The following is a 24323-nucleotide window of genomic DNA, read 5'->3' as shown; positions in this document are numbered from 1 at the left end:
TTGGATAACTGTGTTTTGTCTTCAATAGATGCAGTTGGTCGCTGTATTTGATATCAAGTAGGAAGACGGACAGGAACATGGCGTTCTTGCAAATAAGTTTTAATTTGTGCTACGCTTAGTTTCCCAAAATGTAACAAAGACGCTAAAAGTGCAGCTTCGGCTTTACCTTCTGTTAAAGCAGTGTGAATATGTTCACAATTCCCTGCACCACCAGAAGCGATGACGGGGATTTCTACAGCATTAGCGATCGCTTTTGTCAAGTCCAAATCATAACCAGCTTGAGTTCCATCAGCATCCATACTCGTCACCAACAATTCTCCAGCCCCCCGTTTTGTTACTTCCTCCGCCCAGCGAAGGGCATCAATACCAGTATTTTCTCTGCCACCGCGAACGTATACATCCCAGCCAGGATTCTCAGGATCAAGTCTACGTCTAGCATCAATAGCCACAACAATACACTGATTGCCAAAGCGATCGCTGGCATGATTAATTAAATCTGGATTTCTGACCGCCGCAGAATTAATACTAACCTTATCAGCGCCTGCCCTTAACAAACCTTTAACATTTTCTAAGGTTTGAATTCCACCACCCACAGTCAGGGGAATAAAGACCTGTTCAGCAGTCCGGTAAACCACATCAATAATTGTGTCCCTGTCTTCATGAGTAGCCGTAATATCTAGAAACACTAACTCATCTGCACCGGCTTCATTGTAAACCTTGGCTAGTTCCACAGGATCACCCGCATCCTTAAGATCCACAAAGTTAATTCCCTTCACAACCCTGCCCGCCTTGACATCTAAACAAGGTAAGATTCTTTTAGACAACATAATGACTTTTTCACTCCCGGTAATTGCTAGGAATTTTAATTGTAAAGGTAATTGGGAAATAGATGACAAGAGAGGATCAATATATAATGGGTCTTGTCCAGACGGAAAGCTAATTAAATAACTATACTTTGAAACATATAAAATAACCATACCTTGAGGATGTCTTGCCAAATTTGAGAGGATGTTAGTATTGAGTACATATTGATAGGTCAATGAAGCGCAGTGCGATCGCACTCCTCAAAATCATCCTACAAGCGATCGCCTTACCTATGAGACACTACCAATAACGATACATGAGAGATTTTGTTAGGATTTAGGTTTGATTTCAAATTCAAGTTTTGAACGATAGAAAGAAACATCAAATTCCATAAAAAAGTTAGTTTGTCCCAAAATTAAAGGTGCATTTGGTTTACTCACCCATGCAAAAGCCAATCTAACTGAGGGAAATTCACCTATTTCAGCATTTGCGAAAAATGGCATTGCTGCTTGACTGATATTACCTGCTAATTGGATAATGGCTTTGCTTTCATCCCATACTCCGCCTAATTGAAGACCTATTTCATAAGGTAAAACGTTGATAGTCGCACCACTATCTACTAAACCAATTGCTTCTACTATTTGATCTCCTCGACGCAAAACTAATAGAACTCTTGGTAAACTATCAAATTCGTTTTGGCTGGGGTGGCTTGTTGAATACTTAAACCGCATAAAATTTAATCATTATAAATTGATTGATTTAGTGCTTCCATGAGAATTTCTCCTGCACCAAAGTTATTATAAGGCGTTGGTAGGTGATATGTTTTAAAGGGTTCTAATGGAGAAATGTCTTCAGCAGTGTCCAAATCTTCCGCAAGGATGCGAATTAATTTGAGTTTTTCTGGTGCTGAAAGTTGTTTAATTGACGGAAGTAACTCGGTTAATGTCATATTTTCCTACTGGATGTGTTTGAGATATGTAGAGTCAGAATTATCGAATTATCTTATTCTATTTTATCTAATAGCGATACCTTCGGTGCGCTTCGCTATCGCACTCCCCAAAATCAAGGTCGTCCACCGGAAAAGGCAATTCTTGCCAGTCGTCTGATTAACCGTCCACTTCGTCCTTTATTCCCCTCATGGTTGCGGGATGATTTGCAAGTTAGTAGTTTTGCTTTCTTTGAAGTTCCACAACGAAAACAATGAAAGGCGATCACTTCTTTAAATCGAAACTGGTGTAAAGGACTACGAGGAGAATATTCCTTCTCAATTTGTGATAGAATAGGTTTCACTAAATTACCTCAGTAACAGTTATATTTTTGTTTAATTGATTAGATTGTTACCAGTTTCAACCTAATAAAGATTTTTAACGACAATTATCTTAACCTTCTGCTACAGGTGCTTTCGCCAAAAAATAATGAGCAGTTTGGGAAATTCCGTCAAACTGCCAAAAAATATATCATTACTAACTTTCCTCACTACTCAATCTTTGTAACAACTCTTCACGGGATAAATTAGGATAAATTACCCAAAGAAAGAAGTAACTGAGTTGGTGTTAATTTAGCCAAAAAGTGAGATACTAGAAAAAAATTATTTCCCTTATTCACATAACAACACCCTTATTCACATAACAACAAATGGAAAAAGTACAATTGTTCGGTATGCCTGCTGAGAAAGGGCGATGGATACTGATACCTCTAAGTATCACTATCCTGCTGTGCTTGGGTACAGTTTATTCTTGGAGTATTTTTAGAAAACCTTTAGAAAAACTTCTCAATGTAGGTGCCACTGATAGCCTGTTGCCATTTACTGTGCTGTTGGTTGTCTTCGCAATTTTAATGCCAATCACTGGCTTTTATATCAATCGTTTTGATACTCGTCTGATTACAGGTGTTGGTGGGTTAATTACGGCATTAGGTTATATTCTCTCTAGTTTGGGTGGCAATATTCCCACACTAACTATTACCTATGGTGTAATTGCTGGTATGGGTGTGGGTATCGCTTACGGTGTACCGTTGGCTGTGGTAGCTAAGTGGTTTCCCGATAAAAAAGGTTTGGCTGTTGGTGCTACTGTGATTGGGTTTGGTTTGTCACCTTTAATTACTGCACCCTTGGCAAAGTTTCTGATAGATGCTTTTGGAGTTCGGCAAACTTTTGTAATTTTAGGTATTGCTTTTGCAGCTATTATTACCGCTATTTCTACTGTCCTCACAACTCCTCCCCAAGGTTGGCAACCGGAAGGATGGACTCCACCTGTAGCTGTTCAAGCAAATTCTCATACTAAAACTTCAGGATCAATTCTTCAGACTTCCAGTTTTTATGGCTTGTGGTTTTGTTATAGCATTGGTTCTTTTGCCGGACTGGCAGCTATTGGTATTTCTAGTCCTCTAGCACAGGAAATTATTAAATTGGATGCAGCAACAGCCGCAAATACAGTCTCCCTGTTCGCTGTCTTTAATGGTGCAGGGCGGTTATTTTTTGGGTGGTTCACAGACAAATTTACGCCAAAATTGGCGGCAATTGTTTCCTTTGTTTTGATTTTGATTGCCTCGATTATGATGCTGAGTGCTGGAAAGGGAAGTGTACTAACTTATATAGTCGCTTTCTCGCTATTTTACTTGGCTTTGGGGGGTTGGTTAGCGATCGCTCCTACTTCCACTTTAATCATATTTCAACCCCAAGACTACGCCAAAAATTACGGTATTGTCTTCACTGCTTACGGTATGGGGGCTTTGGGTGGAACTTTATTAGCTGGCAAAATTAGGGACATTTTCGGTAGTTACACAAATTTCTTTTACCCAACTGCGGGATTAGCAATTGTGGGAATTATCTTGGCTGTATTCACACTGAAACGCACCTCTACCAATGCCGATTTAGTAACATAATTTGTTCGTTTTCGACATCCCCTCTTGGCTTGTGCTTTCCACAATTTATATTGGGAAAGTACCCATTTCAACTCCCTACATCAGTTTATTACAAATAACCCATAATTAGATTTTAGATCCCCGACTTCTTGAAGAAATCGGGGGTCTTGTTGTTTCATAAATCCCCTCAAACTTCCTCACTACTCAATCTTTGCAACAACTCCTCACGGGATAAATTACCCAAAGCAAGAAGTAACTGAGTACGTTCAGAAATAGGAAATTTAGCAATCTTTTCCACCACACCAGATAACTCAGCATCTAAACTACCAAACCGCCCTTCTAGCAGAGAAGTTATCAAAGAAAGTTGTCCTTCCTGTTTTCCTTCTTGCTTCCAGTCTTCTATTTGTTGTAAATAAACCGGTGATAAGTTCATAATTACTTCCTCTTCTTCCCTACTTAAATTATCTCCCAATTCTAAATTCTTGCGCCAGTCCGCTAAAATTTCTAACAAATTCTCTCGAAAAGGGTTATTTTCTGGTAACTCAGTTAACTCCTCAACTGCTCTTTTTTGTGTTCCTCCTTTCCCTAAAACTCTCAACCATAATGTATCCTCATTTTCTGGTAATTGATGAATCACAACTATTGCTGTTTTCAGAATATTCGGCAGAAAATAAACACCTTTAACCCAATCTTCTACAATTTCATTTGCACCTAAACCCGCAATCATCCGAGATGAAAAAGTTGGTGTTAAAATCCATAAAATCGGTAATTCTGATTCAGCAATATTTCTGTTTTCGCGTTTTGCTTTCCTAACTACATCACCATGAACGGCATATAATTTAAGTAAACAACGATGACTAAGATTTTAAGGTATTGGTAACTTGAGGATTACCATTAATAATGTAGCTACAGTGATTAGTATCGAGCAAATAAGACATAGTAACAGAAATTAAAACTGCGTTTGGGAACGGGTTTCTTCAACTAAACGCAGACAATCTTCAAGATCATCACCATGCCAAGTTCCAGCATAATGTAGTAAATCACCTGCTTTTTTACCTCGCTTGATGGGGGAAATACGACGTAATGGGCGTTGATTTACGGTGCTTTTTTCCTGAATAGAGTCGAGAAAATCATTAACTAAGGAAAGCTGTTCTCGTGGTAGTTGGGATATCTGTTGTTCAATTTTTTGATGTAGTTCTAAATAAGTCATCTGTACCTCGTTTTGATAGGAAGAATAGGAAGAATAGGGATGATTCTATTTTATCTCTTTATTTTACAGCGATTCCTTCGGTGCGCTTCGCTATCGCACTCCCAAAAATCACACAAGCACTAAATTATCAATTTGCTGCACAGACTACTCATCATCATCTTGAACGTTTTTTTCGTCAAATCCCAGCCAAAATAGTAGCACCTGTTCTAATTCCAGCATTTGTTCTGGTGTTATGTTTCCCAATTTGCGTAAAAGCTTTGCATGAGGAATTGTGATGATATTTTGCACATCAAATACTCCTTCCCGAAGGAAATTAGTTTTGATTTGTGCCTCAAATCTTGAACCACGTGAACTGGTTGTGTGTGGTACGAGAGTAGCTAATGCACGATCTTGATCTAGTGCAGGAATACTAATTACTAAACATGGTCTAACTTTTGCCACATAACCTAAATCTACTAGCCAAACTTCTCCACGTTCAGGACTACTCATACTCCGCTTCTTCCTCATCTAAATCAAGAAAAAGTCCCTCAGCATTCATGACTAAATCTTCATCAGATAAGGGAGAAAAATCTAAATCAACTGTCCGCTTTAAAATTTCTAACACCAAATCTAACCGTTCTAAGTCTGTCAAGCGGTCGAATGTATTCAGAAGTTCTTGTACTAAAGCAGTCATAGCTTTTTTCCTATATATGGAGATATTATAACATGAGCTTGATATGGCATTCCCAAAATTATCCTACAAGCGATCGCTCTCTCCAAAATCACACCACAAGCGATCGCTCTCCCAAGATCATCCTACAAGCGATCGCACTCCCCAAAATCACACTATAAGCGATCGCACTTCCTAAAATCACATTACAAGCGATCACTATCTTTACCATAAGTGATCGCTACCACAATCGTACTGTAAAATTTTAAAATTGCTATTTCAGTAGATTTTGCAATGCAGTTTTCAACTTATTCCTTCTATTTTCAAAAAAATCTTCAAAATCTTTAAATTCAAGACTTTGATTTATATCAATATAGTTATCTGTCAAAAATTTATCTTTATCTGGTTGATTTAAAAGCCAATCTTTAAACGGTGTAGCGTTTTTGCTGTTGTTCTCTCTCCCTTCCATAAGTTGCAAGTTGGGTAGTTTATCTCTAAGTTCCTGAAAATTTTTATGTTTTTCAACTTCAATATTATTTGTTCTTAGTTTAGCATCAGTAAACTGTGATGCTGGATGTATATGGTCTTGATGAAAATCTACCTGCGAAAATTTTAGATTTGGATATAAAAATGATAAAATTAGAAACGCATAATTACCTTTTGTATATTCAAGAAAATCCTCTATATCTTCATCAGTCACTTTTAATGATCTATTTGATGGTAGTTTTGTTGCTGAAATTTCTGCAAATGAAAAATCATTACTTTTCAGAATATAATCATTTGTTGACTCATCTTTTTGTGATAATGAAGCTCTGAGATTTGTCAATACTGTATCTCCTTGACTACCAAATACATTTTTAAGTAAAGAATGGAATAAGAATTTTTTAATGTCGTTTTTCGTTTGTGAATTTACATTACCACCTTTTACTATGTAATAAGAAATTGGTATTATTACATTTTGAGATGCAAGGGTAAATTTGCTTAATCCATACTCCACAAGCAAATCAACTGTTTTAGATATTGCCTTTTTTATTTTTTTCCAATCCGTTTTAATTTTTATAACATTTTCAGTCTTAAAACTGCTAACGTTAAAAATAACAGAGCAATCTGTTAACATTAAGCAACTTCTCATTACGAAGTCGTTGTCAAAACTAAAGCCATTACCCTTTTTATTTATGCTGGCAATAAATTTTTCAATTTCATCTCTTCCATCCTCCCAATTTGCAACAATAGTAGAGAATAATAGGTCTGTTTTTGACAATATAGTTCCACCACTATTAACACGAATAAATATTTTTAAAATATTGTCTAAGTCCTGTTCTTCTATCTTGAAATAGTTTATTAATTTTTCGCTAACAATTCTTGAATGAAGGTTTCTGAGTGTCCCTTTAATTCTAAGTCTAATTGAGCTTTCATTTAACTTAGATGTAACGTCTGCGTTTTTAACGTTATCAGCAAGAAGTTCTTCATAGCATTCATCAATAAGAGGGTCTCTTGTCCATTTGAGAACTTCTCTAACGCTAAACCAAAGTTTATTTTCGTTACGCTCTATGGATTCTTCATCAGTAATAAAATGAAAAGAATAATTTAACTCATTATCTTCATCATTATGCACTTCACTTAAAAGATTTATAAATAGTGTTTTCTCAGGAAAATCACTATCCTTATTACCTCTTGTATATGGTTTTTTAACACAATATGTACCTTGTAAAGCTAGATATATTGAGCTTAATCGCTGTTGTCCATCTAAAACTCCAATAATTTGATCTTTCATTTTAGGATATGGTGTTTTATCATTAAGATACCTATCTCTTTCGTGGTAGTTTTGAAGAAATTTATAAAAAACATATTCATCAATTTCAGGTCTATTTAAAAACCAAAAAAGAAATGTCCCAATAGGATAACCACGTAGAATAGAATCAAATAACTTCTCAATCTGCTCTTGTTTCCAAACAAATTTTCTTTGTATTGCAGGTATTGCAGGTAGATACATTTCATTATTGTCAATTTTATCAATCACTTGCTTAATTGTCATCGTCTCGTAACTCATTGCATAATCTCCGTAGTGCTAACCCTTGGTTCTTGTCAAACAAAAATCAGCAGTTTGGGAAATATCCTCAAACTGCCAAAAAATATACTACCCTAAATTTCCTCATTCCGCAATCTTTGTAACAATTCCTTACGGGATAAATTACCCAAAGAAAGAAGTAACTGAGTGCGTTCAGAAATAGGAATATTAGCAATCTTTTCCACCAAACCAGATAACTCAGCATCTAAACTACCAAAACGCCCTTCCAGAAGAGAAGTTATCAAAGAAAATCGTTCCTCTTGCTTCCAATCTTCTATTTGTTGTAAATAAGCTGGTGATAAGTTCATAATTACTTCCTCTTCTTCCCTACTTAAATTATCTCTCAATTCTAAATTCTTGCGCCAGTCCGCTAAAATTTCTAACAAATTTTCTCGAAAAGGGTTATTTTCTGGTAACTCAGTTAACTCCTCAACTGCTCTTTTTTGTGTTCCTCCTTTCCCCAAAACTCTCAACCATAATGTATCCTCATTTTCTGGTAATTGATGAATTACAACTATTGCTGTTTTCAGAATATTCGGCAGAAAATAAACACCTTTAACCCAATCTTCTACAATTTCAGTTGCACCTAAACCCGCAATCATCCGAGATGAAAAAGTTGGTGTTAAAATCCATAAAATCGGTAATTCTGATTCAGCAATATTTCTGTTTTCGCGTTTTGCTTTCCTAACTACATCGCCATGAACAGCATATAATTTAAGTAAACAACTGCGAATTTCTATTTCCGATGGTGGATTGCGAAAAGGCTCAAATAAACATTGAGTTTTTGCCATCTTCCCTAACAAACCTAAAGGGAGATTTTCCTGAGTTTGATCAGAAAATGGTTCAAACCAAACATCAATTTCTTGAACTTCACTTTTAACCTTTTCACTTTTTTTAATTGTTCCTAAAGGTGTTAATAATTCCTCTAGATATTCCTTAGCGAATTGATCATGGGATTGTCGAGTCATTTGATTATATCAAAAATTACACTAAACATGAAAAATATTGTATAATAATTATTATACTACCGAAAGCATAGTTTGAAAAGTGGTTTACCCCCACAAGTTAAACTAATTCACAAAAATCGGCAGCAATTCAAAAATTAGATTATAATTGTCGAATAGGAAGAATAAAAATGGTAAAAATATGAATACGATACAAGAAATAATCATCAAAGTACCATCAAATATTGCTGAAGCTTATCGTCGCAGCACTAAGGAAGAACAGGAACAAATTCAGCTAAAGTTAGCATTAATTATGGAGTCAAATTTATTAAAAAATAGTAAAGAAGCACTTCAAAAACTTAGAAACACAATGGATAAAGCTAGTCAAGAGGCACAAGCTAATGGTTTAACTTCTGAAATTTTAGAATCTATTTTGCAAGATGATAAATAAACGCCGCTTTGTATTTGATACAAATGTTTTCGTAAGTGCATTTTTATTTAGTCAAAGTAAACCACGTCAGGCATTAAATAAAGCTCAAGATGTAGGTATTATCTTGTTAAGTGCTGCTGTTTTTGCCGAGTTACAAGAAGTTTTATCAAGACCAAAATTCAACCGTTATATTACCTTAGAAAGACGGAGGGAATTAATAGATAATTTAGTAGAAACTATCGAGTTTATTAATATTACTGAACAAATCAGTGAATGTCGAGATCCTAAAGATAATAAATACCTAGAATTAGCTGTTAGTGGCAAAGCTCAATGTATTATTACAGGTGATGAAGATTTGCTTATTCTTCACCCATTTAAACAGATTGATATTTTATCGGTTCAGAAATTTTTGGATGAAATTTAATTTGTTCACTCATAGATTTTTACATTTTAATATTAATGTTCTCAAATACCCGACTTCTTGAAGAAGTCGGGAATCTAGTTTTTCAGAGTTTGAGAAGAAAATGGTTCAAACCAAACATCAATTTCTTGAACTTCACTTTTAACTTTTTCACTTTTTTTAATTGTTCCTAGAGGTGTTAATAATTCCTCTAGATATTCTTTAGCGAATTGATCGTGAGATTGTCGAGTCATTTTATTGTATTAAAAATCACATTTGTTTTGTACAAAAATCACACTAAACATGAAAAATATTATATAATAATTATGTTACTACCAAAAGCATAGTTTTAAAAGTAGTTTACCCCAAAAATTAAACTAATGTTACAGTCAATCGAAGGCATTTACAAAGACGGGAAAATTGAGCTAACCGAAACTCCAACAGGCATAAATACAGCGCGAGTAATTGTAACTTTTCTCGATACCAATGCTTCCGTAGATTTGTCATCTCGCGGAATTAATGAAGAACAAGCCGCAAAATTAAGAGCTAGATTACAATGTTTTGCACAAGATTGGGATCAACCAGAGATGGAAGTTTACGATGCCTTATAATCGTGGTTCAGTAGTGCTGGTTTTGTTCCCAGACTCAAACTTGAAAACTGCTAAACGTCGTCCTGCTTTAGTTGTTCAATCTCACAATATTGGTACTGGTTTATCACAAACTATTATAGCTATGATTACCAGTAATGTTTCTCGTGCTGGACACCCTAGCAGAGTATTTGTGAATATAGGAACACCAGAAGGAAAACAAACAGGATTAATTACTGATTCTGTGATTATGACAGATAATCTAGCAACTGTTTTAGATACAGAAATAGATAAAGTTATTGGTTTTTGGTCAGAAATGTTTTTGGTAGATGCAGCACTCAGACATACATTAGAAATTTTATGAATTGTGTTTCGCGCAAAGACGCAAATGAGCAAAGACGCAAAGGAAGAATGATATAAATATTAATTTTTACATAAAGCGTTTATGTCAACGGGATGTATTTTTTCATCATCATTTAGTGTTTGACCCATTCTTGTTTTTAATGTCGTTAATAACAATTTGCGCTGACCTAGAATTGAGGAATCTTCAACAGCTTTCTCTATCTGTGATTCATAAATCTTGGAGCTTGGTCTAGCGTATACAATTCTTAAATTGTAATTCCCAAAGGTCGCAGAAGAAATATACAAATTACGATTTGTGGTTTTAGTATCTTTCCGACTAAAATACCATGCTTCTTTCTGTATTTTATTTGGATTTAGACCTAATACAAATCCTGATTTATAATAATTCGACGCATTATTAAACACTATTGTTTCAAGTCTTGGATTAAAATTAGAATCGTTCTGGTTAGTATTACTAAGTTCAAAAAAGACAATATTTCCAGGGTCAGTCTTGAAGCTATATGAATCATATCTTGACGCAGAATTATGAAGAGTTCCCGGCGGAGCAAGCTTATCATTTGCATCAATACTACCCTTAATGGTTTCACATTTAAGAGGGAAAAGATTGTCACCCGGAACTAAAATGACCTTATTATTTGTTTCTGCAAAAGAAGGTAATGCAGTCAGAATAACTAGCGCACATCCTTGGAATATCAATTGATGAATTTTCATGATTTTCTTCTCGATTTTGATAAGGCTTTTAGATTTATTTTTATTCCCAAAACTAAGGTTTTAGATCCCCGACTTCTTCAAGAAGTCGGGGATCTTGTTGTTCACTAATTAACCTTGAGCTACAGGTTCTTTCGCCAAAAACTTCTCCAATTCTGTCAAAGCATCAGCATCAACCTTAGTCTGCATTGGACAGAATTTAGGTCCACACATAGAACAAAACTCAGCAGTTTTATAGATATCTGCTGGTAAAGTTTCGTCGTGATATTCCTTCGCTCTTTCGGGGTCTAAAGATAACTCAAATTGACGATTCCAGTCGAAATTATAGCGAGCTTTAGAAAGTTCATCATCTCTATCTCTAGCACCAGGGCGATGTCTCGCAATATCCGCAGCATGAGCCGCAATTTTATACGCAATTAAGCCATTCCGCACATCTTCAGCATCAGGTAAACCTAAATGTTCTTTAGGTGTCACATAACATAACATTGCTGTTCCATACCAGCCCGCCATAGCTGCCCCAATAGCTGAGGTAATATGATCATAACCAGGGGCAATATCTGTCACCAAAGGACCGAGAACATAGAAAGGAGCTTCCGAACACTCTTCCATTTGTTTACGGACATTGAATTCAATTTGATCCATAGGAACGTGACCAGGACCTTCCACCATGACTTGCACATCATGTTCCCAGGCTTTGCGGGTGAGATTTCCCAGAGTTTTCAGTTCCGCCAACTGGGCTTCATCTGAGGCATCATGGGTACATCCGGGGCGCAGGGAGTCGCCCAAACTGAAAGAAACATCATATCTTTTGAAAATCTCAATGATGTCGTTAAAATGGGTATAGAGGGGGTTTTGTTTGTGGTGATGCAACATCCACCGCGCCAAAATTCCGCCACCACGAGAAACAATCCCTGTCAGACGGTTTCTGACTAAAGGTAAATGTTCAATCAAAATTCCCGCGTGGATAGTTTGATAGTCTACCCCTTGCTGGGCGTGTTTTTCGATGATGTGGAGAAAATCGTCAGCGGTGAGATTTTCGATAGTGCCGTGAACGCTTTCTAAAGCTTGGTAAACTGGTACTGTACCAATGGGAACAGGTGAAGCATTGATAATTGCGGTACGAATTTCATCTAAATTACCGCCACCTGTGGACAAATCCATCACGGTATCAGCACCGTATTTTACCGCCAGGTTGAGTTTATCAACTTCTTCCTGCAAGTTAGAAGAGTTGGGAGAAGCACCGATATTGGCGTTAACTTTACAACTAGAAGCGATACCAATGGCCATCGGTTCTAAGTTAGTATGATTAATATTCGCAGGGATAATCATCCGTCCCCGTGCCACTTCAGCGCGGATAAGTTCAGCAGGCAGCTTTTCCCGCTTCGCTACATAATCCATTTCTTCAGTAATCACACCCTGACGAGCGTAGTGCATTTGCGATACGTTAGCTTGTCCACGTCGCTTGGCTACCCATTCTGTCCGCATATTACAATCCTCAAATAAACAGCTTCCCTCCGCTGGTATTATCCAGACTCAGGTGTTAAGGGTTTGATCTCAGCTTGGTTTCCCAAGCACCCCTAGCATGGTGTAGATTGTAGCATTTTGGTGATGATTGGAGGGAGGGGGATGATAAATCGTGAAGATATGGGGAAAGGAGGATTTGTAGTTGGTTACACAAACCGTCTAGGGTTGAAACCCCAGGCTAATAGCCAAACTCCGTTAAAACGGACTCAAATCTTTTCTTTTTTCAGTCGTCTTGAGACGACTTTTGTTATTAGCCTTGCACTTCAGTGCTAGGCGGGTAAGTTAGCAATTACTATGCTATAGCTAGAAGGTTAGAAAAATTAGATGGTTCGCAATAGTTTCTAATTAAGGCTTTGGCATTTTCGCGTTTTTCGCCTGTGAATAAATTAAATATTACTTCTTCATTTTGATAGTAAAGATGTAATAATCCAAAGTCTTTAATTCTTGAATAAATTAGGGGAACTCCTGCTAAGGTTAGTAAATGTAATTTTTTATTATCACGCTCTCTTGCGTCATGAGAATCATGATATGTAGATTGAAATTCTACAACTAAACAAGGTTTATAGTCTTTGTTTGTGATCAGAGCATCTACACTGGAGCTAAAGAAGAAGTTTCTGAGTTTAATATCAAGGCTGCTACCTAATTCACAAAATGAGCATAAGCTAACCTGTGTATGAATTTTATAATTCTCATCTATGCAGGTTTGGAGAAACTCTAACATTCTTTCTTCGTAAGGATTAACCAGTCTTTTAGGTTTTACAGACATTAGTTTTTCTCCATTAATATTTTTGCAAAGTGGTAAATAAATTCTTCTAAAACTTCTCTTAATTTAATTTTGGTTTGCCAAGTATAAGGAAAAAGTTGATCTTCTTCTAAATGTACCCAGATTCCTCTTTCTTCAAAACCTATAGGAGGTTCATAATCAACAACGGTTTTAAAATAACCAATGACTTGATCATTTGTCCAGAATCCTTCATTAGCTATTTCTTCTAAAAAAAGGTCTGAATTACTTGGTAAAACCCAATATTGATCTATGAAAGGATATTTACATTCATAATATGTTATATTTAAACACAGTAAATATGGTTCCCATATATCACGAGGTAAAGAAATATATAAACCATCTTTTCTCTGTGTGAAAATTAACTGATAGCGTTTAGAACCTTTTCCAGGATTTTTAATTCGATAACCTATATATTGAGATGTTCGCTTCTCTTCAAACTTCTCATAAAAACCCAGTTTAGCTAACATACTGATAGCTAAAGATAACAAATCTTCCCCACCTTCAATTACCTGAATATTTGTTGAAACCAAACGAGGAACACCGTTTTCAACCTCAAAGCGTTGAATGACATCGTATATAATTTTTGACATTGCTTTTTCCAAAAACCTTGGCTAAGGTTCATGGAAATATCATAAACCCTTTTTTCTAAAATTACAAGAGTCTTGGCTAAGATTTTTGGATTTTATGGAAAAGGCTAATTTTCGGGCTTTTTCTTCAGAACACAGTACACATTTCTTATCAGTGTGTAAGAAGAAGTTATAATGAATACGAACCATAGAGGCACAGAGGACACGGAGGTAAGAGGTTTGGTAGAGGTGATAATTGGGTTAATTTGGTAATTAGTTGTTTTTGCAAGGATTATGTGATGAAAACGAACCGCAGAGGCGCAGAGGACGCAGAGGGAAGAGAGTTAGGAGAGGAGATGAGTTGGCTTACAGGGGAGGTTATTGGGGCTGCTATTGAGGTACACCGGGTTTTAGGTCCTGGGTTTTTGGAGGAAGTGTATAAGGAAGCACTGGTTGTTGAATTTATGATTCGGGGTATACATCATGAGGTTGAAAAGTCAATAAGCTTGACATATAAAGGACATGATGTAGGTAGAGGTAGATTAGATTTTTTAGTTGCAGACTGTTTAGTTGTAGAATTAAAAGCTGTGCAAACCCTAGCCCCCATTCACGAAGCTCAACTTCTCTCCTACCTCAAAATAACCAAGCGCACTTTAGGACTCCTCATCAACTTTAACGTTCCCCTCCTCAAAGACGGTATCAAACGCATAGCCCTCTCTCTCTAACTCTTCCCTCTGTGTACTCTGCGCCTCTGCGGTTCGTTAATTCCTCTATAACCGCATCAACACACCGAAAATCATGTATTTTTGTAAATGTGGCGAAAACCTCCGGCAATATCGCTAAACAAAGATCACAAACTGCGATAATTTAAGAACAGCTTTTGGATTCATCCATGTACCGTGAGACAACCGGGAACTTATCCACCACTGGATAAAAGCTTGGGTAATTATTCGTGACAAAGACATGAGTAAATGCGAACTGTTAAACCTGTGATTAGGTCAATCGAAAATAGGTAAGTTTAAACCAAGAATCCCCAGCCTGTAAAGGTTTGGGAATGTCTGAAAAAATTTAAAAAAGCTTTGGTAACTAATTCTTAGGTGAACTATGGCACAACGGACTAAGTTAGGAGATATTCTCAGACCCTTAAATGCTGAGTATGGTAAAGTGTCTCCAGGTTGGGGAACAACACCTTTAATGGGTGTGTTTATGGGTTTATTTTTGGTATTTCTGCTAATTATTCTCCAAGTTTATAACAAGTCTCTGTTAATTCAGGACGTGCTTGTTGATTGGCGCAGTTTAGGCGGCTAATGGCTATCCAGTCATCAAGCTGACAATTAGCATCTACCCGGCTTGTCCGGGTTTTTTTATTATGCAAAAAAATGCCTAAAAATAGCGATAAAATTAGTCTAAATCCCAAAGCTGTAGAGTAGTTGTGGCGGTTTTTCAGTCTATAGGAGAGCAAAATGAATATATTTGGTATCGGTTTACCAGAAATGGGTGTCATTATGGTAGTTGCATTATTAATCTTTGGACCCAAGAAGTTACCAGAAATTGGGCGCAGTTTGGGGAAAACGATTCGCAGTTTCCAAGAAGCCTCTAATGAATTTCAAAGCGAGTTTAAAAAAGAATCTGAACAATTAAAAGAAACTGTGCAAACAACCGCTGAATTAGAGCATAAACACATTGAAGCTGGAAAAACCCAGTCAGAAAATATACAAGGATGAAAGATGAAGAAGTAAAACCAATGGTTTTGGTGATTCCCCAGCTAATTGTTGGACTGGGAAATCCAGAGCCTAAATACGATCAAACTCGTCATAATATTGGCTTTGCAGCTATAGATACCCTAGCTCGTGCTTGGCAAATTTCTCTAGCTGAAAATCGCAAGTTTCAAGGAGAGTTTGGTGAAGGGAATGCAGCAGGTAAGGGTAAAGTCCGCTTGCTCAAACCCTTAACCTATATGAATCTTTCAGGACAAGCTATTCAAGCTGTGACAAATTGGTACAAAATACCGCCTGAATCAGTATTAGTAATTTATGATGATTTAGATTTACCTTTGGGCAAAACTCGCTTACGTTTATCCGGTTCTGCGGGTGGACATAATGGCATGAAAAGCATTATTTCTCATCTAAATACCCAAAATTTCCCCAGATTGCGAATTGGCATAGGTAAACCAAAGGGCGCAATAGATGGAGATAATTCTCATACTGTTTCTCATGTTTTGGGACGATTTTCCGCTGCTGAGAATAAAGTTATGTCTCAGGTTTTAAACTTTGTTGTTGAGTGTGGAGAATTTAGTTTCAAACAGGGAGTAGAAAAGGCAATGAATCTTTGCAATACTCAGAATTTTACTGGTATTGATTCTTGATGAGGGGTTGCTTGTTCACGGAAGGAGTTAGGAATCCTGACTCCTGACTTCTGGGACAATGTGCGATTAGTTAAATTTTGTAATATTCTATAAATATGGCTTTCATAATATGTATCTAAATTTATGGACTTAGAACCCGCTACGGTGCTTGGAATTGCCTTTTGCTCGGCATTGGTTGCTATTACTGGTATGGCAATTTATACATCTTTTGGACCTCCAAGTCAGGAATTAGATGATCCTTTTGATGATCACGATGATTAATAGGGTTATTAATTTAACATGATGGATCATGGTGGGCAATGCCCACCCTAATGAGCTAGGATGTATATAAATTTGATTTACTTACTTTTTGTTTCAGCATAAGCCGCATAAACACTCTTGACATTATACCAATTCAAGAAAATCCGGGCAATTTCCAAAGCCAATTGCGGTTTACCAATATTAATTACCCATTGTAAGAACGGAGACATAGTTCTTTCATTCAATAATCCGTTTACAGAAAGAATCCCCCATAGTAGACGATGAAACCAGGTCATTTGAATCATCATTTTTACTTCCCAAGTAGGATGTTTTTGATAAAACAAAACTCCCATGCGTCCCCGTTGAATTTCTTGATCAATTAACTTAGGCATTTGCTGTAAACTAAATGGTGGATGCCAGTGATACCCAACAGCTTCAGGACATTTAATTAATTTTAAACCCAAGTTTTTTAACCTAACACCTAATTCTAAATCTTCCCAACCATAAAGTTGAAAACCATTATCAAATAACCCAGCCTCTTCTAACCAATGTTTGGGAATAGCCACGTTACCCGTAGCAAAGAAAGCAGCAGAAAAATCTGTAATTTTATAAGGTTCAGCCGTAGGATTGGCGAAGTTACAAGTATTAATTACAGCACCATAAGTAAAAAAGCGATCGCATTGTGTACCGGAGGTATCGCTCCTTAATTTCTCCCTTCCCTGTACCAAAGCATTTGTATGAGCTTGGAGGAAATTAGACAAAACCACTAAATCACTATCAATAAAAATAATTGTGTCACCTTGCGCTTTTTCCACCCCTAAATTTCGCGCTGCTGCTGGACCTGCATGATTTTGTTCAAAACAGCGGACGTGGGGAAACTCATCTTTATGTAATGCTAACCAATTTAAAGTACCATCAGTAGAACCATCATCTACTAACACAACTTCATAGTCTTCTATATAAGTTTTATTGCTAAACTCCTGACTCTCCAAAGCGCGGAGGCACTTTTCCAAAATTGGTAACCGATTATATGTAGGAATGACAATACTAAAAAACACAGTTGCACCCAAAAAACTATTACCCATATTTAGGGTAAAACAAATATAGCAAAGTCACGGTTGCATAAAAAAATATCCGCTAGGCAAGTCAGATATAATAATGACTCATTCTTTGTTTTCCTAAGTGGAGAAATTCATGGGTCGCGCTAAAAAGGTTGTTCTAGCATATTCTGGTGGAGTTGATACTTCTGTTTGCATTCCCTATCTCAAGCAAGAGTGGGGAGTAGAGGAGATAATTACCCTAGCAGCAGATTTAGGTCAGGGAGATGAATTAGAACCAGTTCGAGAAAAAGCTCTTAAATCCGGTGCAAGTGAATCCTTGGTAGCGGATGTTAAGGATATATTTGTTAAAGACTACGCATTTCCGGCGATTCAAGCCAATGCGCTCTATGAAAACCGCTATCCTCTTGGTACAGCCCTGGCTCGTCCCTTGATTGCTAAGATACTGGTAGAGGCGGCTGCAAAATATGGTGCGGATGCGATCGCTCACGGTTGTACAGGTAAAGGTAACGACCAAGTACGCTTTGATGTTTCCTGTACAGCCCTCAACCCTAACCTGAAAATTCTAGCGCCAGCCAGAGAATGGGGTATGAGTCGGGAGGAAACCATCGCCTATGGTGAGAAATTTGGTATTCCTGCACCCGTGAAAAAATCCTCTCCTTTTAGTATAGATAAAAACTTGCTAGGTCGCAGTATTGAAGCTGGTACATTGGAAGACCCAGCAAACGAGCCACCGGAAGAAATTTATGAAATGACCAAAGCCATAGCTGATACTCCCAATGAACCGGAATATCTAGAAATTGGTTTCCAAAAAGGGCTTCCTACCACTATCAATGGCACATCAAAAGAGCCTGTTGAGTTAATTGAACAACTCAATAAAATCGTGGGAAATCATGGTATTGGGCGGATTGACATGATTGAAAACCGCTTAGTAGGCATCAAATCACGGGAAATCTACGAATCACCAGCCATGATAGTTTTGATTAACGCCCACCGTGACTTAGAAAGCCTCACCTTAACAGCAGATGTCACTCAGTACAAACGAGGCATAGAAGAAACCTATACCAAAATTGTATACAACGGACTTTGGTATAGTCCACTCAAAGCAGCATTAGATGCCTTTATTCAACAAACACAAGAAAGAGTTTCCGGTGTAGTGCGGTTAAAACTTTTCAAAGGTAACGCCGTCATAGTTGGGCGCTGGAGTGACAATACTCTTTACACCCCCGATTTAGCCACCTACGGCGCAGAAGATCAATTCGATCACAAAGCCGCAGAAGGCTTTATCTACGTTTGGGGACTACCTACCCGCATTTGGGCGCAGGGCAACAAGTAAAGGGTAGGGGGAGAAATTTCTTCCTCCTGAACTCCTGATAGCGCAGCGTGGCGTTAGCCATACTCCTGATAGCGAAGCGTGGTGTTAGCCATACTTCTGAATGGGCGCAGGCCCTGCGCCCCTACCTCTTACCTATTCTTCAGTTTGCTGTTTCACTTCGCGGGACTCTAACCAAATTGGTACAGCAATCACAGCAACTAAAATAAGTAACGCCAAAATTGCAAATTTACTTACCCAGGCTACCAATTGTTCTAGGGAAATAATTCTTCCCGCGAAAAAAGCTAATGTCACCATGACGCTACCCCAAGCAGTCGCTCCAGCTAAGTTATAAATCAGGAATTTGCCAAAGGGCATTTCCGCTATACCTGCAAGTGGTGAAGCAAAAATCCGCAATAAGGCAAAAAAGCGACCAAAAAATACAGCCTTACCAGCGTTTTCCGTAAATTGCTCTTTAATACTCAGCAGTCGGACTTCGGAAATGCGGAAAATCTTGCCAACTTGCAGCAGAAAAGGCCAACCACCAACTCTACCAATCCAATAGCCGCAATTGCCACCAATTACAGCACCCCCCACAGCGTTACCGAGAACCAGCCAGTAATTTAATTCATTACTACCAGCAAGGAAACCACCAACAATTGTTACGGTTTCGCCAGGAAGAGGAATGCCCAAATTTTCTAGCAATATTCCCAAAAAAATTGCTAAATAACCATAATTATGAGCAATTTCTTGGATGTTTTCTAGTGAAAGTAGCTCAAAAGACATCCAGCACCACCGAGTTTACAAATTTTTACCTTTACCATATCTTTGCTTGCTTTTGGCTAGGGTGTCAATCAAACCGCAATAGGAGGAGTTAGGAGTCAGGAGTATGGCTAACGCCACGCTGCGCTATCAGGAGTCAGGAGTCAGGAGTTCAGGAGTCAGGAGTCAGGAGTATGGCTAACGCCACGCTGCGCTATCAGGAGTTCAGGGGGAAGAAGAAAGAAGAAAGAAGAAAGAAGAATATTTTTCACCAATGACCAATGACCAATGACCAATGACCAATCAAACCGGATTGCTATAGATAATTTGAGATAATGATAAGTTCGTTACCGAAATTAGTGGTAATTTATGCTTATACTAAAAAAACATATCAACAAATTATACGGCATAAATACTGGAAAATTTTTTCTCAACTGTCCGGCTGTTAATTCTCATAAACTTTGCGAAAACAGTCATTATGCGGTTGAATTATAAACAGTATGGATGTCAGTTTGCCCTTTCTTTTGTGTTTTAAATACTCAGTTAAATTTATGACTCTTACACAAGAACGCCAAGTGATTTTGTTCAAACCCCAAGGTAGTATAGACCTGGATAGTGGTACAGTCTTGAGCGAACAGATGGCTGCTATTGAACCTCAGCATCACCAACTCTGGGTTATAGATTTAGCAAATGTAGATTTCATGGATAGTTCTGGATTGGTCCCACTTGTCAAGGGACTTACCACAGCGCGTCAAATTGGTTGTCGGTTGGTTCTCTGCAATGTTAAAGCTCCAGTTAAGTTGATTTTGGAACTTACCCAGCTTGATTCAGTATTTGAAATTTTCCCAAGTTACGAAGATATTTTTGCTCCTGTTACCAATCAACAGCCAGTAGCAACTGGAGTTTAGACTAAATCAGTATTTTTATTCTTTTCAGATCCCCGACTTCTCTAGATCCCCGACTTCTTAGAGAAGTCGGGGATCTTAGGCTACAGTAATGATAACTGCTCATTAGGGGGTTTAAAACCCATGTGTTGATAGGCTGCTTTAGTGGCTATTCTCCCCCTGGGTGTCCGACTTAAATAACCTATTTGCATTAAATATGGTTCATAAACTTCTTCAATGGTTTGGGTGTCTTCCCCAGTGGTAGCAGCGATGGTTTCTAAACCGACTGGACCACCATTAAAGTTTTCAATAATCACACTGAGCATTTTTCTATCTGTCCAATCTAAACCGCAAGGATCAACTTGGAATAGCTGCAATGCTTCCGCTGCTACAGTTTCATTTATTTCTATAAAAGATTTTACTTCTGCATAATCACGAACTCTTTTTAGTAGTCTATTAGCTATTCTTGGTGTTCCTCGTGAACGTTTGGCTATTTCTGTAGCCCCGTCTAAATTAACTGAAGTTTGTAATAATTCGGCAGTGCGAACCACAATTTGAGTAAGTTCAGCAACTTCATAAAAACGCAACTTTTGAATTAAGCCAAAGCGATCGCGCAATGGGGAAGTTAAAGCTCCGACGCGGGTTGTTGCCCCGACTAGGGTAAATTTAGACAAAGGTATACTTCTAATTCTGGCACTAGAACCCTTACCTACTGTAATATCTAGGCGACAATCTTCCATTGCTGGATAGAGAATTTCCTCTGTCATCCGTGATAAACGATGAATTTCATCTATAAATAACACATCTCCTGGTTTCAGGTTCACCAATAACCCCACGATATCTCGTGGTCGTTCTAAAGCTGGGGCGCTGGTAATTTTGCAACTTACCCCCATTTCTGAGGCTAAAATCATCGCCATTGTGGTTTTACCTAAACCTGGTGGTCCATACAACAGCAAATGATCCATGACTTCGTTCCTAGATTTAGCGGCTTTAATGGCTATATCTAAGACATCCTTTAAATCCTTTTGGCCGATGTAATCAGCAAAGCGCTGGGGACGAATACTTTCTTCTGGTTTCCCTTGTTCATTAATGGCAGCTTCTGATTGCAACAGATTTTCTGCGGGGGGTACTTTGGCTGATTCCCGTTGCTTTTTGGGTTCTCCGTTGGGTTCTGGAGGCTGTTTTTTGGAGGAGATAATCGCCATAATTTTCAGGGATTTCAGAAGTACAGAAATGGGGGTTTAGTTATTTATAGGTAAGATTCAGTATAGGATATTTGGGGTTCATTGAGAATACAGATATTTATTTAATTTTGTAAATTTACTATTAATAAATTGAGGGCTAGGAGTCAGGAGGTAGGGGCGCAGGGCCTGCGCCCAGTCAGGAGTCAGGAGGAAGAATCAGAAGGAGATAAGAATAGTCTCGAATCGGGAAAAGTGATAGCTTTTTGATGGTTTCAAAGCTAATTGGACAAAGAGGGAATAGGAAAATGAGGACGGGAAAACCCTGCCCATACAGCACTTACCGATGTTATGAAGTCCAATGACCCCACCCCCAAACCCCTCCCCGCTCTTCGAGAGGGGGCTAAGATGTAACTCATATAAGAGACTTCCAATTAAAAAAATATCCCAAAATTTCTTGTGGTGCAGGCCGAAAAGCCTGCCAATAATACAAGGACGGGCAAGATGCCCATCCCACAAGATTGGATAGCGAACGCGAGAGCGTCCCGGAGGGAACTAGCGCTGCTGCAAGCAGTTCATCTTTTTTGTGGAGTTCTCTAACTGAAAACCGCTGTATCTTTAGAAATCAACTCCACGCTTCAATTCTACGCCTTGATTTGCATAGTGTTTATGACAGTAAACCTCAGAGTGAATACTAGCTAAATCAAAATAAGCGGGTTGGTTTTGACAGCGCCCGGTGATGATCACTTCTGTATCACGAGGTTTGCGTAGCAGGGCTTGAACAATGGGATCAACGGGTAACAATTCTAAATCAACAGTGGGATTGAGTTCATCAAGAATAATTGTTTTATAGACACCAGAGGCGATCGCTATTTTGGCAATTTCCCAACCTCTTTCCGCTTCTATATAGTCTAAATCTTGACGAGAATTCCGCCAAACAATGGCATCCCGTCCACAGCGTTGATGATCTACAATTTCTGGATAGGATTGTTGTAAGGCGGCGATCGCTGCGTCTTCAGTATAACCACTACCGCCTTTGAGCCACTGCATAATTAATACACGAGTAGAACCAGGATGATTGATGCCTCTACCAATTGCTTGTAAAGCTTTACCTAAAGCACTGGTAGATTTACCCTTACCTGCACCTGTATAAATTTCAATGCCTTCAATGAAAAGTTCTGCGGCTGTGGGGTGGTGATGGGGTTTCATTTCCGAATGCAAATCCGCAATATCCAATAATTGTGGCGGTGCTGCGCGTCCAGTCGTAATGATTTCCAGTTCTTGGGGTTTAGATTTTAAAGTCTTTACTACCTCATCCACTGACAGCAAACCCAAATCCAAAACCGGGTTAATTTCATCCAGGACAACTACTGAATACAACCCCGAAGCGATCGCCCCTTTGGCTACATCCCAACCCCTTGCAGCCTCTGTTCGATCAAAAGCTGTAATTTGATCATGACCGAAAAATTCGGCTCTTCCGGTGCGAACCTGATCAATTAAATGGGGAAACCCGCGCTGTAATGCGGCGATCGCTCCATCCTCATCATAATCCCGTTCTGGCCCTTTCAAAAACCGCAACAATAAAACCCGGCTAGAATCACTAGGTGTATTGATTCCCAACCCAATAGAGCGCAAAACCACCCCTAAAGCCGCTTGGGACTTACCTTTCCCAATACCATCATAGACGTGAATTTGACCCGTAAGCCGCTCAGAACGGACTTGCGCTGTGCGAATACCGATACCGTTCCTTGTCATTTTTTGAAAAGCTATAAATTGACACTCCCCGGTCTAAAGACGCGGGGATTCTTAATCGAATAATTGTAAAGACAACTGCTCGAATAATATCCGCTTTTCAGGTATTACCTTAGATGTACGGTTCTTGCCCTGATCCTGTTTGCCATTACTGGCAAAATCATATCTGCTTGCGGTGAGCGAAGCCGAACTGACAAGCGTAACTTTCCGAGAGTCCCCCGGTAGCTTTTTATGTCTTTAGTGACGATTTAATTGTATCACGAATATTGAAGGCAATCAATTCGCCCGTGTGCGTTTTCCCCTGCGGTCTGAAGACGCGAAGCTCCCAACGCTACCGTGTTCCTCTTGTGGCAATTCTGTTATCTTAACGAAACTAAGTAGGTGAACAGAAAAATTTAAAGGTATGTGAAGAAAAGTAAAATCACTCAAAACTCTCTTCCTGTTCCCAGTTAAGAGTTCCCTGTTCCCCATTGGTGTCAACTTAACGTAAAACCTCTATGCCGCAAAGAACTCAAGTCATCTCATTCCCAGTCTCTGACTGGGAATGAATTCTAGAAGGCTCTGCCTTCAATAATATTAGAGGCAGAGCCTCATCAACTGCATTCCTAGTCAGAGACTAGGAACGAGATGTGGTAGGGATTTGAGCTTAAGTTGACACCAATGAAGCTCTTGCTTTACCCCTACAAATCTAGGTTTTTCGTGATTTTACAAAAGTCCAGGTTCCAACCGTTTTGAGTATATCCTGATTCTGACGATTTACCTAACTGGCAACTTAACATTAGTAGTTCGTCAGTAGTTCGTCAAATTTATTTTGACGAGTAATGATCGGAAAAAACTTCTGTTCTTCCCTCCCCTACCCCCCCTACCTCC

The 24323-nt window shown here is 38.4% G+C and carries 32 protein-coding genes and 1 riboswitch; of the genes, 14 read left to right on the top strand and 18 right to left on the bottom strand.

The window, feature by feature from the left end; all coding sequences use genetic code 11:
- Positions 1–53: 53 nt before the first annotated feature.
- The 3 genes from hisF to AN486_RS04425 all read right to left on the bottom strand — a co-directional run bounded on the left by hisF (position 54) and on the right by AN486_RS04425 (position 1753).
- On the bottom strand, positions 54–827 hold the full coding sequence (gene hisF / locus AN486_RS04435; protein ID WP_039203271.1) for an imidazole glycerol phosphate synthase subunit HisF: 774 nt from the start codon (positions 825–827) through the stop codon (positions 54–56).
- Between the two features lie 306 nt (positions 828–1133).
- The gene (locus AN486_RS04430; RefSeq protein WP_053541033.1) at positions 1134–1535 is read right to left on the bottom strand and encodes a hypothetical protein; all 402 of its coding nucleotides are present in this window, start codon (positions 1533–1535) and stop codon (positions 1134–1136) included.
- A 5-nt stretch (positions 1536–1540) separates the two neighbouring features.
- Positions 1541–1753, bottom strand: coding sequence for a hypothetical protein (locus AN486_RS04425; protein WP_027402869.1), 213 nt, complete (start codon positions 1751–1753; stop codon positions 1541–1543).
- Positions 1754–1768: 15 nt separating this feature from the next.
- On the opposite strand from AN486_RS04425, the gene AN486_RS04420 reads away from it, so the two are divergent.
- Positions 1769–2008, top strand: a complete 240-nt coding sequence (locus AN486_RS04420) for a hypothetical protein (RefSeq protein ID WP_053541034.1) — start codon at positions 1769–1771, stop codon at positions 2006–2008.
- 431 nt (positions 2009–2439) lie between these two features.
- Complete coding sequence (locus AN486_RS04415; RefSeq protein ID WP_053541035.1) at positions 2440–3687, top strand: OFA family MFS transporter; 1248 nt, start codon at positions 2440–2442, stop codon at positions 3685–3687.
- Positions 3688–3853: 166 nt separating this feature from the next.
- On the opposite strand, the gene AN486_RS04410 is transcribed toward AN486_RS04415, so the two are convergent.
- The 4 genes from AN486_RS04410 to AN486_RS04395 form a co-directional block, all read right to left on the bottom strand.
- Positions 3854–4393, bottom strand: coding sequence for a DUF4351 domain-containing protein (locus tag AN486_RS04410; RefSeq protein ID WP_234413255.1), 540 nt, complete (start codon positions 4391–4393; stop codon positions 3854–3856).
- A 222-nt stretch (positions 4394–4615) separates the two neighbouring features.
- Positions 4616–4876, bottom strand: coding sequence for a hypothetical protein (locus tag AN486_RS04405; protein ID WP_053541036.1), 261 nt, complete (start codon positions 4874–4876; stop codon positions 4616–4618).
- A gap of 144 nt (positions 4877–5020) precedes the next feature.
- Positions 5021–5365, bottom strand: a complete 345-nt coding sequence (locus tag AN486_RS04400; RefSeq protein ID WP_290599443.1) for a type II toxin-antitoxin system PemK/MazF family toxin — start codon at positions 5363–5365, stop codon at positions 5021–5023.
- On the bottom strand, positions 5358–5549 hold the full coding sequence (locus tag AN486_RS04395; RefSeq protein WP_168635965.1) for a hypothetical protein: 192 nt from the start codon (positions 5547–5549) through the stop codon (positions 5358–5360). The genes AN486_RS04400 and AN486_RS04395 overlap by 8 nt, the downstream gene beginning before the upstream one ends.
- Positions 5550–5592: 43 nt before the next feature.
- On the opposite strand from AN486_RS04395, the gene AN486_RS04390 reads away from it, so the two are divergent.
- A complete protein-coding gene (locus AN486_RS04390) occupies positions 5593–5724 on the top strand; it encodes a hypothetical protein (RefSeq protein WP_290599442.1) in 132 nt (43 codons plus the stop codon).
- Between the two features lie 75 nt (positions 5725–5799).
- Here the strand turns inward: AN486_RS04390 and AN486_RS04385 are convergent, their stop codons facing one another.
- Both AN486_RS04385 and AN486_RS04380 read right to left on the bottom strand, forming a co-directional pair.
- Entirely contained in the window at positions 5800–7560 is a 1761-nt protein-coding gene (locus AN486_RS04385) for a DUF262 domain-containing protein (protein WP_290599441.1), read from the bottom strand.
- Between the two features lie 107 nt (positions 7561–7667).
- Positions 7668–8561, bottom strand: a complete 894-nt coding sequence (locus tag AN486_RS04380) for a hypothetical protein (RefSeq protein WP_168635968.1) — start codon at positions 8559–8561, stop codon at positions 7668–7670.
- Positions 8562–8739: 178 nt separating this feature from the next.
- Here AN486_RS04380 and AN486_RS04375 point away from each other — a divergent pair, with 178 nt between their 5' ends.
- Both AN486_RS04375 and AN486_RS04370 read left to right on the top strand, forming a co-directional pair.
- Positions 8740–8988, top strand: coding sequence for a hypothetical protein (locus AN486_RS04375; protein WP_053541040.1), 249 nt, complete (start codon positions 8740–8742; stop codon positions 8986–8988).
- A complete protein-coding gene (locus AN486_RS04370; protein WP_053541041.1) occupies positions 8978–9391 on the top strand; it encodes a putative toxin-antitoxin system toxin component, PIN family in 414 nt (137 codons plus the stop codon). Before AN486_RS04375 ends, AN486_RS04370 begins: the two co-directional genes overlap by 11 nt.
- A gap of 74 nt (positions 9392–9465) precedes the next feature.
- On the opposite strand, the gene AN486_RS04365 is transcribed toward AN486_RS04370, so the two are convergent.
- Positions 9466–9621, bottom strand: a complete 156-nt coding sequence (locus AN486_RS04365) for a hypothetical protein (protein WP_190382823.1) — start codon at positions 9619–9621, stop codon at positions 9466–9468.
- A 126-nt stretch (positions 9622–9747) separates the two neighbouring features.
- Between AN486_RS04365 and AN486_RS04360 the strand changes: the two genes are divergently transcribed.
- Entirely contained in the window at positions 9748–9978 is a 231-nt protein-coding gene (locus AN486_RS04360; protein WP_027402862.1) for a hypothetical protein, read from the top strand.
- Positions 9968–10318, top strand: a complete 351-nt coding sequence (locus AN486_RS04355; protein WP_053541042.1) for a type II toxin-antitoxin system PemK/MazF family toxin — start codon at positions 9968–9970, stop codon at positions 10316–10318. The genes AN486_RS04360 and AN486_RS04355 overlap by 11 nt, the downstream gene beginning before the upstream one ends.
- A 59-nt stretch (positions 10319–10377) precedes the next feature.
- On the opposite strand, the gene AN486_RS04350 is transcribed toward AN486_RS04355, so the two are convergent.
- From AN486_RS04350 to AN486_RS04335, 4 genes are all read right to left on the bottom strand, one after another.
- Positions 10378–11028 carry a hypothetical protein gene (locus AN486_RS04350; protein WP_290599440.1) on the bottom strand — a complete coding sequence of 217 codons (651 nt, stop codon included), beginning with the start codon at positions 11026–11028 and terminating at the stop codon, positions 10378–10380.
- Positions 11029–11136: 108 nt separating this feature from the next.
- Positions 11137–12510: a phosphomethylpyrimidine synthase gene (gene thiC, locus AN486_RS04345; protein ID WP_015078229.1), complete on the bottom strand. Its 1374-nt coding sequence runs from the start codon at positions 12508–12510 to the stop codon at positions 11137–11139.
- A gap of 7 nt (positions 12511–12517) precedes the next feature.
- A riboswitch (TPP riboswitch) is annotated at positions 12518–12614 on the bottom strand.
- A 227-nt stretch (positions 12615–12841) separates the two neighbouring features.
- Positions 12842–13315 carry a DUF2726 domain-containing protein gene (locus tag AN486_RS04340; RefSeq protein WP_168635969.1) on the bottom strand — a complete coding sequence of 158 codons (474 nt, stop codon included), beginning with the start codon at positions 13313–13315 and terminating at the stop codon, positions 12842–12844.
- Positions 13315–13923, bottom strand: a complete 609-nt coding sequence (locus AN486_RS04335; RefSeq protein ID WP_168635970.1) for a hypothetical protein — start codon at positions 13921–13923, stop codon at positions 13315–13317. The genes AN486_RS04340 and AN486_RS04335 overlap by 1 nt, the downstream gene beginning before the upstream one ends.
- Before the next feature lie 275 nt (positions 13924–14198).
- On the opposite strand from AN486_RS04335, the gene AN486_RS04330 reads away from it, so the two are divergent.
- The 5 genes from AN486_RS04330 to psbN all read left to right on the top strand — a co-directional run bounded on the left by AN486_RS04330 (position 14199) and on the right by psbN (position 16525).
- Entirely contained in the window at positions 14199–14624 is a 426-nt protein-coding gene (locus tag AN486_RS04330; RefSeq protein WP_015078232.1) for a GxxExxY protein, read from the top strand.
- 379 nt (positions 14625–15003) lie between these two features.
- On the top strand, positions 15004–15207 hold the full coding sequence (gene psbH, locus AN486_RS04325; protein ID WP_015078233.1) for a photosystem II reaction center protein PsbH: 204 nt from the start codon (positions 15004–15006) through the stop codon (positions 15205–15207).
- A 155-nt stretch (positions 15208–15362) separates the two neighbouring features.
- Positions 15363–15623 (top strand): TatA/E family twin arginine-targeting protein translocase, encoded by a 261-nt coding sequence (locus AN486_RS04320; RefSeq protein ID WP_053541045.1) that lies wholly within the window; start codon positions 15363–15365, stop codon positions 15621–15623.
- Positions 15620–16264, top strand: a complete 645-nt coding sequence (gene pth, locus AN486_RS04315) for an aminoacyl-tRNA hydrolase (RefSeq protein ID WP_053541046.1) — start codon at positions 15620–15622, stop codon at positions 16262–16264. The genes AN486_RS04320 and pth overlap by 4 nt, the downstream gene beginning before the upstream one ends.
- Positions 16265–16387: 123 nt before the next feature.
- A complete protein-coding gene (gene psbN / locus AN486_RS04310) occupies positions 16388–16525 on the top strand; it encodes a photosystem II reaction center protein PsbN (RefSeq protein ID WP_027402855.1) in 138 nt (45 codons plus the stop codon).
- 77 nt (positions 16526–16602) lie between these two features.
- On the opposite strand, the gene AN486_RS04305 is transcribed toward psbN, so the two are convergent.
- Positions 16603–17589, bottom strand: coding sequence for a glycosyltransferase (locus AN486_RS04305; RefSeq protein WP_290599439.1), 987 nt, complete (start codon positions 17587–17589; stop codon positions 16603–16605).
- 109 nt (positions 17590–17698) lie between these two features.
- On the opposite strand from AN486_RS04305, the gene AN486_RS04300 reads away from it, so the two are divergent.
- Complete coding sequence (locus AN486_RS04300; RefSeq protein ID WP_168635972.1) at positions 17699–18898, top strand: argininosuccinate synthase; 1200 nt, start codon at positions 17699–17701, stop codon at positions 18896–18898.
- Positions 18899–19030: 132 nt separating this feature from the next.
- Here AN486_RS04300 and AN486_RS04295 read toward each other — a convergent pair whose 3' ends face one another.
- Positions 19031–19660: a DedA family protein gene (locus AN486_RS04295; protein WP_027402852.1), complete on the bottom strand. Its 630-nt coding sequence runs from the start codon at positions 19658–19660 to the stop codon at positions 19031–19033.
- A 527-nt stretch (positions 19661–20187) separates the two neighbouring features.
- Between AN486_RS04295 and AN486_RS04290 the strand changes: the two genes are divergently transcribed.
- Complete coding sequence (locus tag AN486_RS04290; protein ID WP_205748510.1) at positions 20188–20544, top strand: STAS domain-containing protein; 357 nt, start codon at positions 20188–20190, stop codon at positions 20542–20544.
- Between the two features lie 80 nt (positions 20545–20624).
- Here AN486_RS04290 and ruvB read toward each other — a convergent pair whose 3' ends face one another.
- A complete protein-coding gene (gene ruvB, locus AN486_RS04285) occupies positions 20625–21725 on the bottom strand; it encodes a Holliday junction branch migration DNA helicase RuvB (RefSeq protein WP_039201976.1) in 1101 nt (366 codons plus the stop codon).
- 594 nt (positions 21726–22319) lie between these two features.
- Complete coding sequence (locus AN486_RS04280; RefSeq protein ID WP_053541050.1) at positions 22320–23456, bottom strand: cob(I)yrinic acid a,c-diamide adenosyltransferase; 1137 nt, start codon at positions 23454–23456, stop codon at positions 22320–22322.
- Between the last annotated feature and the right edge of the window lie 867 nt (positions 23457–24323).

The sequence above is a fragment of the Anabaena sp. AL93 genome, from assembly GCF_001672085.1.
GTDB classification, from domain to species: domain Bacteria; phylum Cyanobacteriota; class Cyanobacteriia; order Cyanobacteriales; family Nostocaceae; genus Dolichospermum; species Dolichospermum heterosporum.
The sequence above is the reverse complement of the archived record's forward strand: the minus strand, read 5'-3'. Positions and strand labels throughout refer to the sequence as shown.